Source organism: Pseudomonas sp. S06B 330 (assembly GCF_002845275.2).
Lineage (GTDB): Bacteria > Pseudomonadota > Gammaproteobacteria > Pseudomonadales > Pseudomonadaceae > Aquipseudomonas.
In genome coordinates this window covers 4,170,781-4,186,565 of record NZ_CP088149.1, presented here as the reverse complement: position 1 = coordinate 4,186,565, position 15,785 = coordinate 4,170,781, and the positions used below count along the sequence as shown (strand labels likewise).

Below are 15,785 nucleotides of genomic sequence, written 5' to 3'. Positions count from 1 at the left end.
TTTATGAGTGCGTGCAATCATGTCAACCAACGAGCACCTGAGTGAGCTGATTCGCGCCGATGACGTCGAGGCCTTCAATCGCTGGGCGTTGCCCAGCTTTGATCCGGAGCCTGAGCCGGAGCCTGAACCCGAGCCTGAGGTGGTTCAGGAAGAAATCGAGGAAGTACCGCTCGAAGAAGTTCAGCCGCTGACCCTTGAAGAGCTCGAAAGCATTCGTCAGGAAGCCTACAACGAAGGCTTTGCCACCGGTGAGCGTGAAGGCTTCCACAGCACTCAGCTCAAGGTCCGGCAAGAGGCCGAAGTCGCCCTGGCGGCCAAATTGGCCAGCCTCGAGCAATTGATGGGCAACCTGTTGGAGCCCATTGCCGAGCAGGACAGCCAGATCGAGAAAGGCCTGGTGAGTCTGGTTGCGCACATGGCCAAGGAAGTCATCGGGCGCGAACTGCGCATTGATTCCAGTCAGATCAGCCAGGTGTTGCGCGAAGCCCTGAAGCTGCTACCGATGGGCGCAGACAACATCCGTATTCATATCAATCCGCAAGACTTCGAGCAGGCCAAAGCCTTGCGCGAGCGTCACGAAGAACGCTGGAAGTTGCTTGAAGATGAGGCGCTGCTGCCCGGTGGTTGCCGCATCGAGACCGACCATAGCCGTATCGATGCGACCATGGAGACGCGTATCGAAAAGGCCCTGGTGCAGTTGTTCGATCAGTTGCACGATCAGGGGCTGCATCCGGCTGCGCCCGACTTGACCGTCGATCTGGACAGCACCGATGCGCCTTGAACGCACCAGTTTCGCCAAGCGCCTGGGTACCTACGCCGACACCGTCAAACTACCAACCCAGCCGGTCGTCGAGGGCCGCCTGCTGCGTATGGTCGGTTTGACCCTGGAGGCCGAAGGCTTGCGTGCCGCCATTGGCAGCCGCTGCGTGGTAATCAACGACGACAGCCATCATCCGGTGCGGGTCGAGGCGGAGGTCATGGGCTTCGCTGGCAGCAAAGTTTTTCTTATGCCCGTCGGCAGTGTTGCCGGCATCGCACCGGGCGCGCGGGTAGTGCCGCTGGCGGATAATGGCCGTTTGCCGATGGGCATGAGTATGCTTGGACGGGTCCTTGATGGTGCCGGACGGGCGCTAGATGGCAAGGGCGGGATGAAGGCCGAAGACTGGGTGCCGATGGATGGCCCGACCATTAACCCGCTCAATCGCGACCCGATCAGCCAGCCGTTGGACGTCGGTATCCGCAGTATCAACGGCTTGTTGACCGTAGGGCGTGGTCAACGCCTGGGCTTGTTCGCCGGTACCGGCGTGGGCAAGAGCGTGCTGCTGGGTATGATGACCCGTTTCACCGAGGCCGACATCATCGTCGTCGGCCTGATCGGTGAGCGGGGTCGTGAGGTCAAGGAGTTCATCGAACATATTCTTGGCACCGAGGGCCTCAAGCGTTCGGTGGTCGTTGCCTCCCCGGCCGATGATGCGCCACTGATGCGTCTGCGCGCCGCGATGTACTGCACGCGGATTGCCGAGTATTTCCGCGACAAGGGCAAGAATGTCCTGTTGCTGATGGATTCGCTGACCCGTTTCGCTCAGGCCCAGCGGGAAATTGCCCTGGCGATTGGCGAGCCGCCAGCCACCAAGGGGTATCCGCCATCGGTGTTTGCCAAGCTGCCGAAGCTGGTGGAGCGTGCTGGTAACGGCGAGGCGGGCGGTGGTTCGATTACCGCGTTTTATACCGTGTTGTCCGAGGGTGATGATCAGCAGGACCCGATCGCCGACTCGGCGCGGGGTGTATTGGACGGGCATATCGTACTGTCCCGACGTCTGGCCGAAGAGGGGCACTATCCGGCCATCGACATCGAAGCCTCGATCAGCCGGGTCATGCCTCAGGTGGTAAGCCCGGATCAGATGCGCGAGGCCCAGCAGTTCAAGCAACTGTGGTCACGCCTGTCGCAGAGCCGCGACCTGATCAGTGTCGGTGCCTATGTGGCCGGTGGTGATGCCGAGACTGACCTGGCGATTGCCCTGCAGCCAAAACTGGTGCACTTCCTGCGCCAGGGCTTGAACGACAATGTCGGCATGCAGCAGAGTCGTGAGCACTTGGCCAGCGTGTTCACCCAACCAAAATCCGATGCAGGCGCCTGATAAGCCATGGCTCAGCCCAGTCGTGCCGCACGTCTGACGCCAGTGGTGGAAATGGCCGAGAACGCCGAGCGCCAGGCGGCTCAGCGCCTGGGACAGTTCCAGCAGCAGGTGAACATGGCGCAGGCCAAACTCGCTGAGCTCGACCGCTTTCGTGAAGACTACCAGTTGCAATGGATCGACCGCGGCGGGCAGGGTGTTTCTGGTAGCTGGCTGGTCAACTATCAGCGCTTTCTCGGACAGCTTGAAAGTGCCATGACCCAGCAGCGCCAAAGCCTGGCCTGGCATCAAAACAACCTCAACAACGCCCGTGGTACCTGGCAACAGGCTTATGCTCGGGTTGAGGGCTTGCGCAAGCTGGTCCAGCGCTATATCGATGAGGCGCGGATCATTGAAGACAAGCGTGAGCAAAAACTGCTCGACGAGTTGTCCCAGCGTTTGCCGCGTCATGATCGCTACTGATGCAGGGCTAGGCCGGGAAAGGGTTGCCGCAAGGTGTCCAGGCTGCTAAACCTTGTAGCTGTGTGTAGTCGTCGTAATGGAAGGAATCTCCAGCATGGCAGTTAATTCTGAGCTGTCCCAGGATGGGAAAAAGCTGACGATCTCAGTCAAGGGGCGTTTTGACTTTGGCAAGCATCAAGATTTTCGTGATGCGTATGAGCGCAGGGGGGAGGGCCAAAAGCCCGATTCGGTGGTGGTCGATCTCAAGGACGCCACCTACCTCGACAGTTCGGCGCTCGGCATGCTGTTGATGCTGCGTGATCACGTCGGTGGTGATGACTCGGATATCCGTGTAGTCAATACCAACTCGGATGTGCGCACGATCCTCGCCATCTCCAATTTCGACAAACTGTTCGATATCAGTTGATCCAGGCTATGCCTGAGTCAGGCTTGACCGTGCTTATCGCCGAAGACGGTGCGGCGGATCGTCTGCTGCTGGCGCGTATCGTTCGCAACCAGGGTCATTCGGTGCTCACGGCTGAAAACGGCGCGCAGGCGGTGGCGTTGTTTGCTGAGTGTCATCCGCAAATCGTCTTGCTTGATGCATTGATGCCGGTGATGGACGGCTTTGAGGCGGCGCGGCAAATCAAGACGCTGGCAGGTGAGGCACTGGTGCCGATTATCTTCCTGACTTCACTCAGTGAAGAGCAAGCGTTGGTGCGTTGCCTTGAGGCTGGGGGCGACGATTTTCTGGCAAAACCCTACAGTCCGGTGATTCTGGCCGCCAAGATCAAGGCCATGGATCGCTTGCGCCGCCTGCAGGCCACGGTGCTGGAGCAGCGTGACCAGATCATCCGTCACCACCACCACCTGCTCAATGAGCAGCGGGTGGCCAAGGCGGTGTTCGACAAAGTGGCTCATGCCGGTTGCCTGAGTGCGCCTAATATCCGCTACCTGCAATCGCCCTATGCGCTGTTCAACGGCGACCTGTTACTAGCGGCGTTTACCCCGTCCGGGGATATGCATGTGCTGCTCGGCGACTTCACGGGGCATGGCCTGCCTGCAGCGGTAGGGGCAATGCCGCTGGCGGAGGTGTTTTACGGCATGACGGCCAAAGGCTATGGCCTAGCGGAAACCCTGCGCGAAATGAACGCCAAGCTCAAGCGCATCCTGCCTGTGGATATGTTCTGTTGCGCACTGATGCTCAACTTGAGTTTTCAGCGGCGCATGGTCGAGGTCTGGAACGGCGGCATGCCGGATGGTTATCTGTTGGCTGCTGACGGTGCGGAACCATTGCCGTTGGTGTCCCGGCACTTACCCTTGGGCGTACTGACGCCCGAGCGGTTTGACGATACTACTCAGGCGTTGCCCATGGCGCTGGGCGAGCGTTTGTTTCTGCTGTCTGATGGGGTGGTCGACACCAGTGACGAGAACGACCAGTTGTTCGGTGTCGAGCGGCTTCGCCAGGTGCTCAGCGCCAATCGTCAGCCAGACTTGTTGTTCGAGGAGGTGCAGCAAGCGCTGCAGGCATTTGGTGGGCGCTACCGTGATGATGTGAGCCTGCTGGAGATTGCGCTGGTCGAGCCGGAGGCGTTGTCACCCTCGCCAGTGATTTACTCCGACAGTGGGCAATCGACGCCGCTGGACTGGTCGCTGCAGTTTGAGTTTCGCGCCGAAACCCTCAAGCGTTTCAATCCATTACCCTATTTGCTCCAGCTACTGCAGGAGGTGCATGGCTTGCGGGCGCAGAGCGGGGCGCTGTATAGCGTCTTGACGGAGTTGTATTCCAATGCCCTGGAGCATGGTGTGTTGGGCCTTGATTCGGCGCTCAAGCGAGATGCGCAGGGTTTCGGCGATTATTATCGTCAGCGCAACGAGCGCTTGCAGGCGCTGTGCAGTGGCTATATTCGAATAAGCGTGCAGGTTGAACCTCAAGGTTCGGGCGGGCGTCTGATCATTGAAGTCGAAGATAGCGGCAAGGGCTTCGATGTGCGTACAGTGCTTGCGCGTCCGCTGGTTGAGCAGGGCTTGTTCGGGCGCGGGTTGAACCTTATACGGCGGCTGAGCCGGCGTGCTGACTGGGCTGACGAGGGGCGCCGCGTATGCGTGGAGTTTGCCTGGGAGGCTCTGGCATAATCTAACTTGATCAAGGAGTGAGCAAGTGTCCAATATCCATATCGATCATGAGGTGTTAAGCGGCTTGCAGGAGGTCATGGAAGATGACTACCTGACGTTGCTCGATACCTTTCTCAAAGACTCCGAAATCCGCCTCAGTCAGTTGCACGAGGCGACCAGCCCGGAGCAACTCGGCTATGCGGCGCACAGCTTTAAGGGGAGTAGCAGCAACATGGGCGCCAAAGCCCTGGCCGAGCTGTGTCGGCAATTGGAAGAGCGCGTCAAGCAGCCACCGCTGAACGATATCGAGGACCTGATCAACCAGATTGACCGCGAATACGAGGCGGTTCGTCAGTTGTATGCCGATGAGCGCCATCGGGTTTCGATTGGTTGAGTGGTTTTGTGGCAACTTGGCGTGGCTCTTGCAGTGTCTTCGCTCATTAATGTTCAAGACCTCTTCGCGGAGATGCCCACATGCCTGTCGCTTCCAATCCATTGCTGCAAGTCGGTGTCGCGGCAAAGCCCTCGCGCGCAGCCGCTAATCAGCCGGAGAAGTCGCCGCAGGTGGCGGGTGACAAGGCTTCGGGCTTTTCCAGTGTGTATGCCCAGCAGTCTCGGGAAAAGTCGCCGACGAGCGCCGAGGCGCTAAAGCGTGACAAAAACGCCGCCGCCAGCAAAGACGCTGTCGATGGCAAGGACGATGCCGCCGAGCAGTCGAAGCTTGCCGGTAGCGGCAAGACCTTGCCTGAGGGGCAGGATGACACGCTCGCTCCTGGCGCAGCGACGGACCCGACACTGCTCGATCCCAATCTGGTGGCCGGTCAAGTGACCGATGCTCAGCCAGGTGCCCAGTTGATCCAGGCCCAGGCCGAAGCCGTGGCGCCGGTGGTCCAGGCGGCACAATTGCAAGCCCAGGCAGCTGCCGTTGCGCCAACGCCTGAATTCGACCCGGAGGCAGACCCGTTGGCCGATCTGCCTGCCTTGCGCATGGCGCTGGAGCAGAGCGCGCAAGCCCAGGGTACCACCTCGGCGCATGCAGCCAGCAAACCGACGACAGCTCAGCCAGAAGCGGCGTCCGCTCAACCAGCCGTCAATACCCTGGCGGCGCTGCTCGACAAGCCTGGTGCTGATGCCGAGCAGGGTGAGGGTGGTGAGAAAGCCTTTGCCGGATTACTGGATGATGGCCTCAAGGACCTCAAGAGCGCCTCCAGTGACACCCGTGTGGATAACTTCGCTGAGCGCTTGAGTACCTTGACCCAGGCGGCCACGGTAAAAACCGCCACAGCGGTACCGGTCGCTGCAGCGCCTTTGCATCAGCCTCTGGCGATGAACCAGGGGGGCTGGACTGAAGGCCTGGTCAATCGGGTGATGTACCTCTCCAGCCAGAGTTTGAAATCGGCCGATATCCAACTGGAGCCAGCAGAGCTGGGGCGGCTGGATATCCGCGTTAACCTGGCACCTGAGCAACAGGCGCAGATTACCTTCACCAGCGGCCATGTTGGCGTGCGTGAAGCCCTGGAAAACCAGGTCCACCGGCTCAAGGAAATGTTTGCCCAGCAAGGGCTCGGGCAGCCAGATGTCAATGTCGCCGATCAGTCTCGTGGCCAGCAGCAACAGCAAAGTAATCCGGATTCGCCGCGTCTGAGTGGGGTAGCGGCGCGGCGCAATGAGACGGGTGAGAGTGGCGAAGTGGCTGCAAGTACTGCACCCATCGAGCAGCAGACAGTGATTGGCTCCAGTGCAGTGGACTATTACGCCTGATCGGCCTCACCGCGGCTACAGCGGGTCAGACAGAGTGGTCTTTTCTGGACGCCCCTTCTTTTACCAGGTTGGCATAACACTTGCTCAACCCACGCCATGTGACTGAATTCTCCGATGAATGACGGAATATTGGCATGGCGAAGAGCGACGCAGAGAAAGACCCGGCCGCGAAAGGCAAACTCAAACTGATCCTGCTGCTGGTGCTGGCATTGTTGCTGGCTATCGGCCTGTCGGTGGGTGCCACCTGGTTTGTCCTGCACAAGTCTGCGGACCAGCCTGCTGCAGACGCGGCACAGGCCGGCAACCTCAAGCCTGCAGCGATCTATGAGCCACTGGCCCCCGCCTTCGTGGTCAACTTCAACCAGAACGGTCGTCAGCGCTACATGCAGGTGAGCATCACTTTGCAGGGGCGTGATCAGGCGGCGCTGGATAAATTGAAGGTGCACATGCCGGTTATCCGCAACAACCTGGTGATGCTGTTTTCCGGGCAGGGTTTCGACACCTTGGCAAGCCCCGTCGGCCAGGAAATGTTGCGCCAGAAAGCGACCGCCAGCGTGCAGGAAGTCGCCCAGAAGGAAGTCGGCAACCCGGTCATCGACCAGTTGCTGTTCACCAATTTCGTATTGCAGTAGGAGCCACCGATGGCCGTGCAGGACCTGCTGTCCCAGGATGAAATCGATGCCTTGTTGCACGGTGTCGACGATGGGCTGGTACAAACCGAGACCAATGCTGAACCGGGCAGTGTCAAAAGTTATGACCTGACCAGTCAGGATCGCATCGTTCGCGGACGTATGCCGACCCTGGAAATGATCAACGAGCGCTTTGCCCGTTACACCCGTATCAGCATGTTCAACCTCTTGCGTCGTTCTGCGGACGTGGCGGTTGGCGGTGTGCAGGTGATGAAGTTCGGCGAGTACGTGCATTCGCTGTACGTGCCGACCAGCCTCAATCTGGTCAAGATCAAGCCGCTGCGCGGTACTTCGCTGTTTATCCTCGACGCCAAGCTGGTGTTCAAGCTGGTGGACAATTTCTTTGGTGGCGACGGTCGTCACGCCAAGATCGAGGGGCGGGAGTTCACCCCGACCGAGCTGCGCGTAGTGCGCATGGTGCTGGATCAGGCCTTTGTCGATCTGAAGGAAGCCTGGCAGGCGATCATGCCGGTCAACTTCGAGTACATCAACTCCGAGGTCAACCCGGCCATGGCCAACATTGTCGGGCCCAGTGAGGCGGTGGTGGTCTCGACCTTCCACATCGAGCTCGATGGCGGTGGCGGCGACCTGCACGTGACCATGCCGTACTCGATGATCGAGCCGGTGCGTGAAATGCTCGATGCCGGTTTTCAGTCTGACCTGGACGACCAGGATGAGCGCTGGATCAAGGCCCTGCGTGAAGACGTGCTGGATGTCAGCGTGCCGCTGAGTGCGACAGTTGCACGTCGTCAGTTGAAGCTGCGCGACATCCTTCACATGCAGCCGGGTGATGTGATTCCGGTTGAGCTGCCGGATGAGCTGATCCTGCGGGCCAACGGCGTGCCGTCGTTCAAGGCCAAGCTGGGTTCACACAAGGGCACCCTGGCCCTGCAGATTATCGATCCGATCGAGCGCCGCTAGGCGGCGCCGATTGTTCCAACTCCCGAATTGATTGCCCGTCGAGGACAAAATGGCTAACGAAAACGACATCACCTCACCGGAAGAGCAAGCGCTGGCCGATGAGTGGGCAGCTGCCCTGGAAGAAACTGGCGACGCTGGCCAGGCCGATATTGACGCCTTGCTGGCGGCGGACGTTGGCGGCGGTGCGGGGTCCAATCGCCTGCCTATGGAAGAGTTTGGCAGCTCGCCGCGCAGTAACGAACAAGTCACGCTCGATGGTCCGAACCTGGATGTGATCCTGGATATTCCGGTGAGCATCTCCATGGAAGTGGGCAGCACCGAGATCAACATCCGCAACTTGTTGCAGCTCAACCAGGGGTCGGTGATCGAGCTTGATCGTCTAGCCGGTGAGCCGCTGGACGTGCTGGTCAACGGCACGCTGATCGCTCACGGCGAAGTGGTAGTGGTCAACGAAAAGTTCGGCATCCGCCTGACCGACGTGATCAGCCCAAGCGAACGTATCAAGAAGCTGCGCTAAGTGAAACGGCATCTGCACCGCGGTCTGGCAGTGGCCGCCGCCCTGTACATGGACGTGGCCCTGGCCACGGTGCAACCGGCTGCCACCGTGGTGGCGCCGGGCAGTGGTGGCAGTGCTGTCGGCCAGCTGACTCAATTGGTGCTCGGGTTGTTGCTGGTGCTGGGGCTGATCTTTCTCCTCGCCTGGCTGTTGCGTCGAGTGCAGAACGCGGCGCCGGGCGGTGGCCAGGTCATCGAAATCCTGGGCAGTCGCACATTGGGCCCCCGGGATCGTCTGTTGCTGATTCAAGTCGGCAAGGAGCAGATCCTGATCGGTCATTCGCCAGGCAGTATCGAGGCGTTGCATGTATTGGCCGAGCCCGTTGAAGTGCCGGTCAGTGCACGCCAGGCCACACCGGAATTCGCCCAGCGCCTGCTGGAGCTAATGGGCAAGGATCAGAAGGGTAAGTCGTGATGGGCGCACTGCGCATGATGTTGACGCTGCTGTTGCTGTTGGCAGCGCCATTGGCCTTGGCCGCCGATCCGTTGTCGATCCCGGCCATCACGCTGTCCAATGGGGCGGACGGCCAGCAGGAGTATTCGGTCAGTCTGCAGATCCTGCTGATCATGACTGCGCTGAGCTTCATTCCAGCGTTCGTCATCCTGATGACCAGTTTCACCCGCATCATCATCGTCTTCTCCATCCTGCGTCAGGCCCTGGGCCTGCAGCAGACGCCGTCGAACCAGATTCTCACAGGCATGGCGCTGTTCCTGACCATGTTCATCATGGCGCCGGTGTTTGATCGGGTGAACAAGGATGCCTTGCAGCCTTACCTGAATGAGCAGATGGTCGCCCAGGAAGCCATCGCCAAGGCTCAGGTGCCACTCAAGGATTTCATGCTGGCGCAAACCCGCCAGAGTGACCTAGACCTGTTCATGCGCCTGTCCAAGCGTACCGACATCGCCAGCCCCGACCAGGCGCCGCTGACCATTCTGGTGCCAGCCTTCGTCACTTCGGAGCTGAAAACGGCGTTCCAGATTGGCTTCATGATCTTCATTCCCTTCCTGATCATCGACCTGGTGGTCGCCAGTGTGCTGATGGCCATGGGTATGATGATGCTCTCGCCGCTGATCATCTCGCTGCCGTTCAAGATCATGCTGTTCGTGCTGGTCGATGGCTGGGCGCTGATCATGGGCACCCTGGCCGGCAGTTTCGGCGGCGTCTGACGCCTCAAGGAGAACGAGACCATGACCCCTGAAGTTGCCGTCGATCTGTTTCGTGATGCGTTGTGGCTGACCACCCTGATGGTCGCCGTGCTGGTGGTGCCCAGCTTGTTGGTAGGTCTGATGGTGGCAATGTTCCAGGCCGCTACGCAGATCAACGAACAAACCCTGAGTTTCTTGCCGCGCCTGTTGGTCATGCTGGTGACGCTGATCGTGGTCGGTCCGTGGCTGGTGCAGAAGTTCATGGAATACATGCTGTCGTTGTATGGCAGCATTCCGCATTTGATCGGCTGACCTGTGCATGCTTGAGCTGACCGATGCGCAGATCAGCACGTGGGTGGCCAGTTTTATTCTGCCGCTATTTCGTGTGACGGCGGTACTGATGACCATGCCGGTGTTCGGCACCACCCTGGTGCCGGCACGCATTCGCCTGTATTTCGCCTTGGCGATCACAGTGGTAATTGTGCCGGGTTTGCCGCCGATGCCTGAAGTCCAGGCGCTGGACCTTAGTGCGTTGCTGCTGATTGCAGAGCAGATCATCATCGGTGCGCTGTTCGGCCTGTCGCTGCAGCTGTTTTTCCAGATATTCGTGATTGCCGGGCAGATCGTCGCGATCCAGATGGGGATGGCGTTCGCTTCCATGGTCGACCCGGCCAACGGTGTTAACGTCGCGGTGATCAGCCAGTTCCTGACCATGTTGGTGACCCTGCTGTTTTTGGGTATCAACGGTCATCTGGTGGTGTTTGAGGTGCTGACCGAGAGTTTCACCACCTTGCCGGTAGGCAGTGGCTTGCTGGTCAATCATTTCTGGGACTTGGCAGGGCGGCTGAGTTGGGTGCTCGGTGCAGCGCTGTTGCTGGTGCTGCCAGCTATCACTGCGCTGCTGGTAGTCAATATTGCCTTCGGTGTGATGACGCGTGCGGCACCGCAACTGAACATCTTCTCCATCGGCTTCCCGTTGATACTGGTGTTGGGGCTTGGCATTTTCTGGATCACCCTGGCTGATATTCTTCCGCATTATCACTTGCTGGCTTCCGAGGCTTTGCAATGGATGCGTGAACTGGCACGGGCGCGCTGAGCATGGCAGAGAGCGAAAGCGGTCAGGACAAAACAGAAGACCCCACCGACAAGCGCAAAAAAGACGCGCGGGAAAAGGGCGAGATTGCGCGCTCCAAAGAGCTCAATACGGTGACCGTGACCCTGGCGGGGGCGGGGGCGCTGTTGGCGTTTGGTGGTGGTATGGCTCAGGCCTTGATGGAGCTGATGCGCAGCAACTTTATGTTGTCGCGCGAAGTGATCACGGATGAGCGGTTCATGGGTATTTTTCTCATGGCTGCAGGTAAAACTGCACTGATCACTATCCAGCCGGTGTTGCTGGTATTGCTGGTCGCGTCGGTCATTGGGCCGGTAGCCCTAGGTGGTTTTCTATTCTCCGGCAGCCTGTTGCAGCCCAAGTTCAGTCGCATGAATCCGTTTGCCGGGATTAAGCGGATGTTCTCGGTCAATGCCTTATCCGAGTTGCTCAAGGCGTTGGCCAAATTCTTTGTGATTTTGATCATTGCCCTGGTCGTACTCTCGGCTGACCGTGATGACTTGCTGGCAATTGCCAATGAGCCGTTGGATCAGGCCATCATCCACTGTGTTCAGGTGGTGGGTTGGAGCGCCTTGTGGATGGCGGCAGGCTTGCTGCTGATTGCCGCGGCGGACGTGCCGATCCAGCTATGGCAGACGCACAAAAAAATGTTGATGACCAAGCAGGAAGTGCGCGACGAATACAAAGACAGTGAAGGTAAGCCAGAGGTCAAACAGCGCATCCGCCAGCTCCAGCGTGAAGCGTCGCAGCGGCGGATGATGGCGGCGATTCCCGAGGCTGACGTGATCATTACCAACCCGACGCACTATGCCGTGGCGCTAAAATACGACCCGGAAAAAGGTGCTGCGCCGTTACTGTTGGCCAAGGGTGTTGATTTCATTGCCTTGAAGATTCGTGAGATCGGCAACGAGCACAAGATCCAAGTGCTTGAATCCCCGGCGCTGGCGCGCTCGATCTACTACTCCACCGAGCTTGAAGAAGAGATTCCGGCCGGGCTGTACCTGGCGGTGGCTCAGGTGCTGGCCTACGTCTTCCAGATTCGTCAGTACCGGGCAGGCAAGGGCAAGCCACCGGAACCGCTAAAGGATCTGCCGATTCCGCCGGACCTGCAGCGTTCTTAAGAGCTGTCCTGTAGCCGCTGCCGCCAGGCTGCGATCGGCTGCGCAGCAGTCGCCATCCAAGCACCGAGACGGTCGTCACTGACGGCCGCTGCGCGCCCGATCGCAGCCTGGCGGCAGCAACTACGAATGCTATTGTGTTCACCATTTCTCAAAGTTGGAAGGCTTCTTGCAAAGGCAGCGCTGCGCGCGTCAAACGCGTCAAAGTTTTGCTTGAGCTAGACGAGGAATACCGGTGGATCGCTCTCAGTTAATCAACAGTGCCCGTAACAACCTGGCCGGGTTAGGCCGGGGTAATCTGGGTGTGCCGCTGTTGCTGCTGGTGATGCTGGCAATGATGATGTTGCCGATCCCGCCGTTTCTGCTCGACGTGCTGTTCACCTTCAACATCGCCTTGTCGATCGTCGTCTTGCTGGTCTGCGTCTACGCCTTGCGCCCCCTTGATTTTGCCGCATTCCCGACCATCCTACTGGTGGCAACGCTGCTGCGTCTGGCCTTGAACGTGGCCTCCACGCGCGTGGTCATGCTCCACGGTCACGATGGCCACGCGGCTGCCGGTAAGGTGATCCAGGCCTTCGGTGAGGTGGTGATCGGCGGTAACTATGTGGTCGGTATCGTGGTGTTCGCGATTCTGATGATCATTAACTTCGTGGTAGTGACCAAGGGTGCCGGGCGTATTTCCGAGGTGAGTGCGCGCTTCACCCTCGATGCGATGCCCGGCAAGCAGATGGCGATCGACGCCGACCTCAATGCCGGCCTGATCGATCAGGCCCAGGCCAAGGCGCGACGTTCGGAGGTGGCCCAGGAGGCCGAGTTCTACGGTTCGATGGACGGTGCCAGCAAGTTTGTGCGCGGTGATGCCATCGCCGGTCTGTTGATCCTCTTCATCAACTTGATCGGCGGCATGCTGGTCGGTATGTTCCAGCACGGCATGACCTTCGGTGATGCCGGTAAGGTCTATGCCTTGCTGACCATTGGTGACGGTTTGGTGGCGCAATTGCCATCCCTGCTGCTGTCCACCGCCGCGGCGATCATGGTGACCCGTGCTTCCGGCTCCGAGGACATGGGGAACCAGATCAATCGGCAGATGTTCGATTCGCCCAAGGCGTTGGGGGTGTCGGCGGGCATCATGATCGTCATGGGCCTGGTGCCGGGTATGCCGCACTTCGCTTTCCTCAGTCTGGGCCTGCTTGCTGGCGGCGGTGCCTACCTGGTGTGGCGCAAGCAGCATCAAGCCAAGCTCAAGGTCCAGGAAGAGGTGCAGCGCCAGCAAGACCTGCTGCCTTCGCCGCAGCGCGCCATGGAAACCAAAGAGCTGGGCTGGGACGACGTTACGCCGATCGACATGATCGGTCTGGAGGTTGGCTACCGGCTGATTCCGCTGGTCGACCGCAATCAGGGTGGGCAGTTGCTGGCGCGGATCAAGGGGGTGCGCAAGAAGCTCTCCCAGGATCTGGGCTTTCTCATGCCTACCGTGCATATCCGTGACAACCTCGACCTGGCGCCTAGCGCCTATCGCCTGACCCTGATGGGGGTGATCCTGGCCGAGGCCGAGATCTACCCGGATCGCGAACTGGCGATCAACCCCGGGCAGGTGTTTGGCACCCTCAGCGGGATTGCCGCCCGCGACCCGGCCTTTGGTCTGGAAGCGGTGTGGATCGATGTCAATCAACGCAGCCAGGCGCAGTCGCTGGGCTACACCGTGGTCGATGCCAGTACCGTGGTTGCCACCCACTTGAACCAGATCCTGCACAAGCACTGTCATGAGCTGATTGGTCACGAGGAAGTCCAGCAATTGCTTCAGGTGCTGGCCAAGGCCTCACCCAAGCTTGCTGAAGAGCTGGTGCCAGGTGTCATTTCCTTGTCGGGGCTGCTCAAGGTCCTGCAGGCATTGCTTGCCGAACAGGTACCGGTGCGTGATATTCGCAGTATTGCCGAGGCTATCGCCAACAATGCCGCCAAGAGTCAAGATACCGCCGCGCTGGTGGCCGTGGTGCGCGTCGGATTGTGTCGCGCTATCGTGCAAAGCATTGTCGGCGTTGAGTCTGAGCTGCCTGTGATCACCCTTGAGCCAAGGTTGGAACAGATTTTGCTCAATAGTCTGCAAAGGGCCGGGCAGGGTCAGGAAGACGGTGTTCTTCTTGAGCCGAGCATGGCCGAAAAGCTTCAGCGTTCGTTGATCGAGGCTGCCCAGCGTCAAGAGATGCAAGGGCAACCGGCGATCCTGCTGGTCGCAGGACCGGTGCGGGCAATGCTGTCGCGCTTCGGTCGCCTGGCTGTACCGAATTTGCATGTTTTGGCGTATCAGGAAATACCTGACAACAAGCAAGTTACCATCGTTGCCACAGTAGGCCCCAACGGCTGAGGTAGTGGGTTATGCAAGTTAAGCGTTTTTTCGCCGCCGATATGCGTCAGGCCATGAAGCTGGTTCGAGATGAGCTGGGGGCTGATGCCGCCATCATCGGCAACCGACGGATTGCTGGCGGTGTCGAGCTGACGGCGGCGCTGGACTACAAGCTGTCCGCCCTGGCGCCACGGGTTCCGAATGTCGAGCTCGAAGATGAATTGCGCAAGACCCAGTCGCGCATCGTCACCGCCCAGGCCGAGCTCAGCAGTCGCAGCGAAAGTGAAGACGGTAACCGCCAACTGTTTGCCGGTTTGCCGCTGACCGCCTCGGAGCCGCTGGTCGAGACGCCTGTCGAGGCACCCGTCACGCCGGCCCCGGCCGCCGCGCCGGTGGACCCGCGCCTGTTCGATGCCATGCGCTCGGAGCTTACCGGGCTGCGCGAACTGCTTGAAGTCCAGCTCGGCTCGTTGGCCTGGAGCCAGTTGCAGGGCAATCAACCACAGAAGGCCAACCTTTGGCGGCGCCTGCAGCGTATTGGTCTGTCCGGCCCGCTGGCGCATGAGCTGCTGGAGCAGATCAGCGGCATCGAAGAGCCGCGTCATGCCTGGCGCATGCTGTTGGCGCACCTGGCACGCAGAATTGATGTGCCGGAAGTCGAACCGATCGAGGAAGGCGGTGTCATTGCCATGGTCGGTCCGGCCGGCATGGGCAAGACCACCACCCTGGCCAAATTGGCGGCGCGTTATGTGCTCAAGTACGGCGCGCAGAACCTGGCGCTGGTGAGCATGGACAGTTTCCGTATCGGTGCCCAGGAGCAGCTCAAGACCTTGGGGCGGATCCTCAATGTGTCGGTTACTCATGTGGATCCGGGGCAGTCGCTGGCCCAGGCCCTTGAGCCGTTGCTGCGCAAGCGCGTGGTCCTGATCGATACCGCCGGCCTGCAGGCCAGTGATCCAGCCCTGCGCATGCAGCTGGAGACCCTTGCCGGACGCGGTATTGCGTCTAAAAATTATCTGGTGCTGGCAACCACCAGCCAGAAGCAGGTGCTCACCGCCGCCTATCACAGCTACAAGCGCTGCGGGCTGGCCGGGTGCATCCTGACCAAGCTTGATGAAACGGCCAGCCTCGGTGAAGTCCTGAGCCTGGCCATCAGTCACGAATTGCCAGTGGCCTATCTTACCGATGGGCCGCGCATTCCTGACGATTTGCACCTGCCGCGCCGCCACCAATTGGTCAGTCGCGCGGTCAGTGTGCAGATGCAGGACGAGCCCAGCGAAGAGGCGATGGCCGATATGTTCGCTGATCTCTACCACAGTCCCGGCAAGCGTGTCGGCTGAGGTGATTGTGAAGACGTTGCAAAGTATCTGCATTGATGGACTGCCAGGCATTTTTCAGGTGTTGAAAGCGCAGCCGGTCATGTGGCCTCGGTCTAAGCAAGACAAGGTA

General features: G+C 59.7%; 17 protein-coding genes. All 17 read left to right on the top strand.

Features of this window, described 5'->3' with window-relative positions:
* The first annotated feature begins 19 nt into the window (after positions 1-19).
* The 17 genes from fliH to flhF all read left to right on the top strand — a co-directional run bounded on the left by fliH (position 20) and on the right by flhF (position 15,676).
* Complete coding sequence (gene fliH, locus CX511_RS18645) at positions 20-781, top strand: flagellar assembly protein FliH (RefSeq protein WP_045189051.1); 762 nt, start codon at positions 20-22, stop codon at positions 779-781.
* A complete protein-coding gene (fliI, locus tag CX511_RS18640) occupies positions 771-2,138 on the top strand; it encodes a flagellar protein export ATPase FliI (protein WP_045189049.1) in 1,368 nt (455 codons plus the stop codon). Before fliH ends, fliI begins: the two co-directional genes overlap by 11 nt.
* A gap of 6 nt (positions 2,139-2,144) precedes the next feature.
* Entirely contained in the window at positions 2,145-2,597 is a 453-nt protein-coding gene (gene fliJ / locus CX511_RS18635; protein ID WP_045189047.1) for a flagellar export protein FliJ, read from the top strand.
* A 94-nt stretch (positions 2,598-2,691) separates the two neighbouring features.
* The gene (locus CX511_RS18630; protein WP_101293422.1) at positions 2,692-3,003 is read left to right on the top strand and encodes an STAS domain-containing protein; all 312 of its coding nucleotides are present in this window, start codon (positions 2,692-2,694) and stop codon (positions 3,001-3,003) included.
* 8 nt (positions 3,004-3,011) lie between these two features.
* A complete protein-coding gene (locus CX511_RS18625) occupies positions 3,012-4,712 on the top strand; it encodes an ATP-binding SpoIIE family protein phosphatase (RefSeq protein WP_218248956.1) in 1,701 nt (566 codons plus the stop codon).
* Positions 4,713-4,737: 25 nt separating this feature from the next.
* On the top strand, positions 4,738-5,085 hold the full coding sequence (locus CX511_RS18620) for an Hpt domain-containing protein (RefSeq protein WP_045189043.1): 348 nt from the start codon (positions 4,738-4,740) through the stop codon (positions 5,083-5,085).
* Between the two features lie 80 nt (positions 5,086-5,165).
* On the top strand, positions 5,166-6,452 hold the full coding sequence (locus CX511_RS18615; protein WP_045189041.1) for a flagellar hook-length control protein FliK: 1,287 nt from the start codon (positions 5,166-5,168) through the stop codon (positions 6,450-6,452).
* 134 nt (positions 6,453-6,586) lie between these two features.
* A complete protein-coding gene (fliL, locus tag CX511_RS18610; protein WP_045189038.1) occupies positions 6,587-7,084 on the top strand; it encodes a flagellar basal body-associated protein FliL in 498 nt (165 codons plus the stop codon).
* A 9-nt stretch (positions 7,085-7,093) separates the two neighbouring features.
* Positions 7,094-8,062 carry a flagellar motor switch protein FliM gene (fliM, locus tag CX511_RS18605; RefSeq protein ID WP_101293421.1) on the top strand — a complete coding sequence of 323 codons (969 nt, stop codon included), beginning with the start codon at positions 7,094-7,096 and terminating at the stop codon, positions 8,060-8,062.
* A gap of 49 nt (positions 8,063-8,111) precedes the next feature.
* A complete protein-coding gene (gene fliN, locus CX511_RS18600; protein ID WP_045189035.1) occupies positions 8,112-8,579 on the top strand; it encodes a flagellar motor switch protein FliN in 468 nt (155 codons plus the stop codon).
* Positions 8,580-8,627: 48 nt separating this feature from the next.
* Positions 8,628-9,032 carry a flagellar biosynthetic protein FliO gene (gene fliO, locus CX511_RS18595; protein WP_045189197.1) on the top strand — a complete coding sequence of 135 codons (405 nt, stop codon included), beginning with the start codon at positions 8,628-8,630 and terminating at the stop codon, positions 9,030-9,032.
* Complete coding sequence (gene fliP / locus CX511_RS18590) at positions 9,032-9,784, top strand: flagellar type III secretion system pore protein FliP (protein ID WP_038613345.1); 753 nt, start codon at positions 9,032-9,034, stop codon at positions 9,782-9,784. The genes fliO and fliP overlap by 1 nt, the downstream gene beginning before the upstream one ends.
* Before the next feature lie 21 nt (positions 9,785-9,805).
* Entirely contained in the window at positions 9,806-10,075 is a 270-nt protein-coding gene (fliQ, locus tag CX511_RS18585) for a flagellar biosynthesis protein FliQ (protein ID WP_045189033.1), read from the top strand.
* 7 nt (positions 10,076-10,082) lie between these two features.
* Positions 10,083-10,859: a flagellar biosynthetic protein FliR gene (gene fliR, locus CX511_RS18580; RefSeq protein WP_045189031.1), complete on the top strand. Its 777-nt coding sequence runs from the start codon at positions 10,083-10,085 to the stop codon at positions 10,857-10,859.
* A 2-nt stretch (positions 10,860-10,861) separates the two neighbouring features.
* A complete protein-coding gene (flhB, locus tag CX511_RS18575; RefSeq protein WP_101293420.1) occupies positions 10,862-11,995 on the top strand; it encodes a flagellar biosynthesis protein FlhB in 1,134 nt (377 codons plus the stop codon).
* A 232-nt stretch (positions 11,996-12,227) separates the two neighbouring features.
* Positions 12,228-14,357, top strand: a complete 2,130-nt coding sequence (gene flhA / locus CX511_RS18570; protein ID WP_045189027.1) for a flagellar biosynthesis protein FlhA — start codon at positions 12,228-12,230, stop codon at positions 14,355-14,357.
* An 11-nt stretch (positions 14,358-14,368) separates the two neighbouring features.
* Positions 14,369-15,676: a flagellar biosynthesis GTPase FlhF gene (gene flhF, locus CX511_RS18565; protein WP_045189023.1), complete on the top strand. Its 1,308-nt coding sequence runs from the start codon at positions 14,369-14,371 to the stop codon at positions 15,674-15,676.
* The last annotated feature ends 109 nt before the right edge of the window (positions 15,677-15,785 follow it).

What these genes read in the sequence shown, in the direction of transcription:
- CX511_RS18630 (WP_101293422.1), top strand. Translation starts at nt 2,692, where the DNA reads ATGGCAGTTAATTCTGAGCTGTCCCAGGATGGGAAAAAGCTGACGATC.
- fliM (WP_101293421.1), top strand. Translation starts at nt 7,094, where the DNA reads ATGGCCGTGCAGGACCTGCTGTCCCAGGATGAAATCGATGCCTTGTTG.
- fliL (WP_045189038.1), top strand. Translation starts at nt 6,587, where the DNA reads ATGGCGAAGAGCGACGCAGAGAAAGACCCGGCCGCGAAAGGCAAACTC.
- flhF (WP_045189023.1), top strand. Translation starts at nt 14,369, where the DNA reads ATGCAAGTTAAGCGTTTTTTCGCCGCCGATATGCGTCAGGCCATGAAG.
- fliQ (WP_045189033.1), top strand. Translation starts at nt 9,806, where the DNA reads ATGACCCCTGAAGTTGCCGTCGATCTGTTTCGTGATGCGTTGTGGCTG.
- fliP (WP_038613345.1), top strand. Translation starts at nt 9,032, where the DNA reads ATGGGCGCACTGCGCATGATGTTGACGCTGCTGTTGCTGTTGGCAGCG.
- flhB (WP_101293420.1), top strand. Translation starts at nt 10,862, where the DNA reads ATGGCAGAGAGCGAAAGCGGTCAGGACAAAACAGAAGACCCCACCGAC.
- CX511_RS18625 (WP_218248956.1), top strand. Translation starts at nt 3,012, where the DNA reads ATGCCTGAGTCAGGCTTGACCGTGCTTATCGCCGAAGACGGTGCGGCG.
- fliO (WP_045189197.1), top strand. Translation starts at nt 8,628, where the DNA reads ATGGACGTGGCCCTGGCCACGGTGCAACCGGCTGCCACCGTGGTGGCG.
- fliI (WP_045189049.1), top strand. Translation starts at nt 771, where the DNA reads ATGCGCCTTGAACGCACCAGTTTCGCCAAGCGCCTGGGTACCTACGCC.
- fliJ (WP_045189047.1), top strand. Translation starts at nt 2,145, where the DNA reads ATGGCTCAGCCCAGTCGTGCCGCACGTCTGACGCCAGTGGTGGAAATG.
- fliN (WP_045189035.1), top strand. Translation starts at nt 8,112, where the DNA reads ATGGCTAACGAAAACGACATCACCTCACCGGAAGAGCAAGCGCTGGCC.
- fliH (WP_045189051.1), top strand. Translation starts at nt 20, where the DNA reads ATGTCAACCAACGAGCACCTGAGTGAGCTGATTCGCGCCGATGACGTC.
- CX511_RS18615 (WP_045189041.1), top strand. Translation starts at nt 5,166, where the DNA reads ATGCCTGTCGCTTCCAATCCATTGCTGCAAGTCGGTGTCGCGGCAAAG.
- fliR (WP_045189031.1), top strand. Translation starts at nt 10,083, where the DNA reads ATGCTTGAGCTGACCGATGCGCAGATCAGCACGTGGGTGGCCAGTTTT.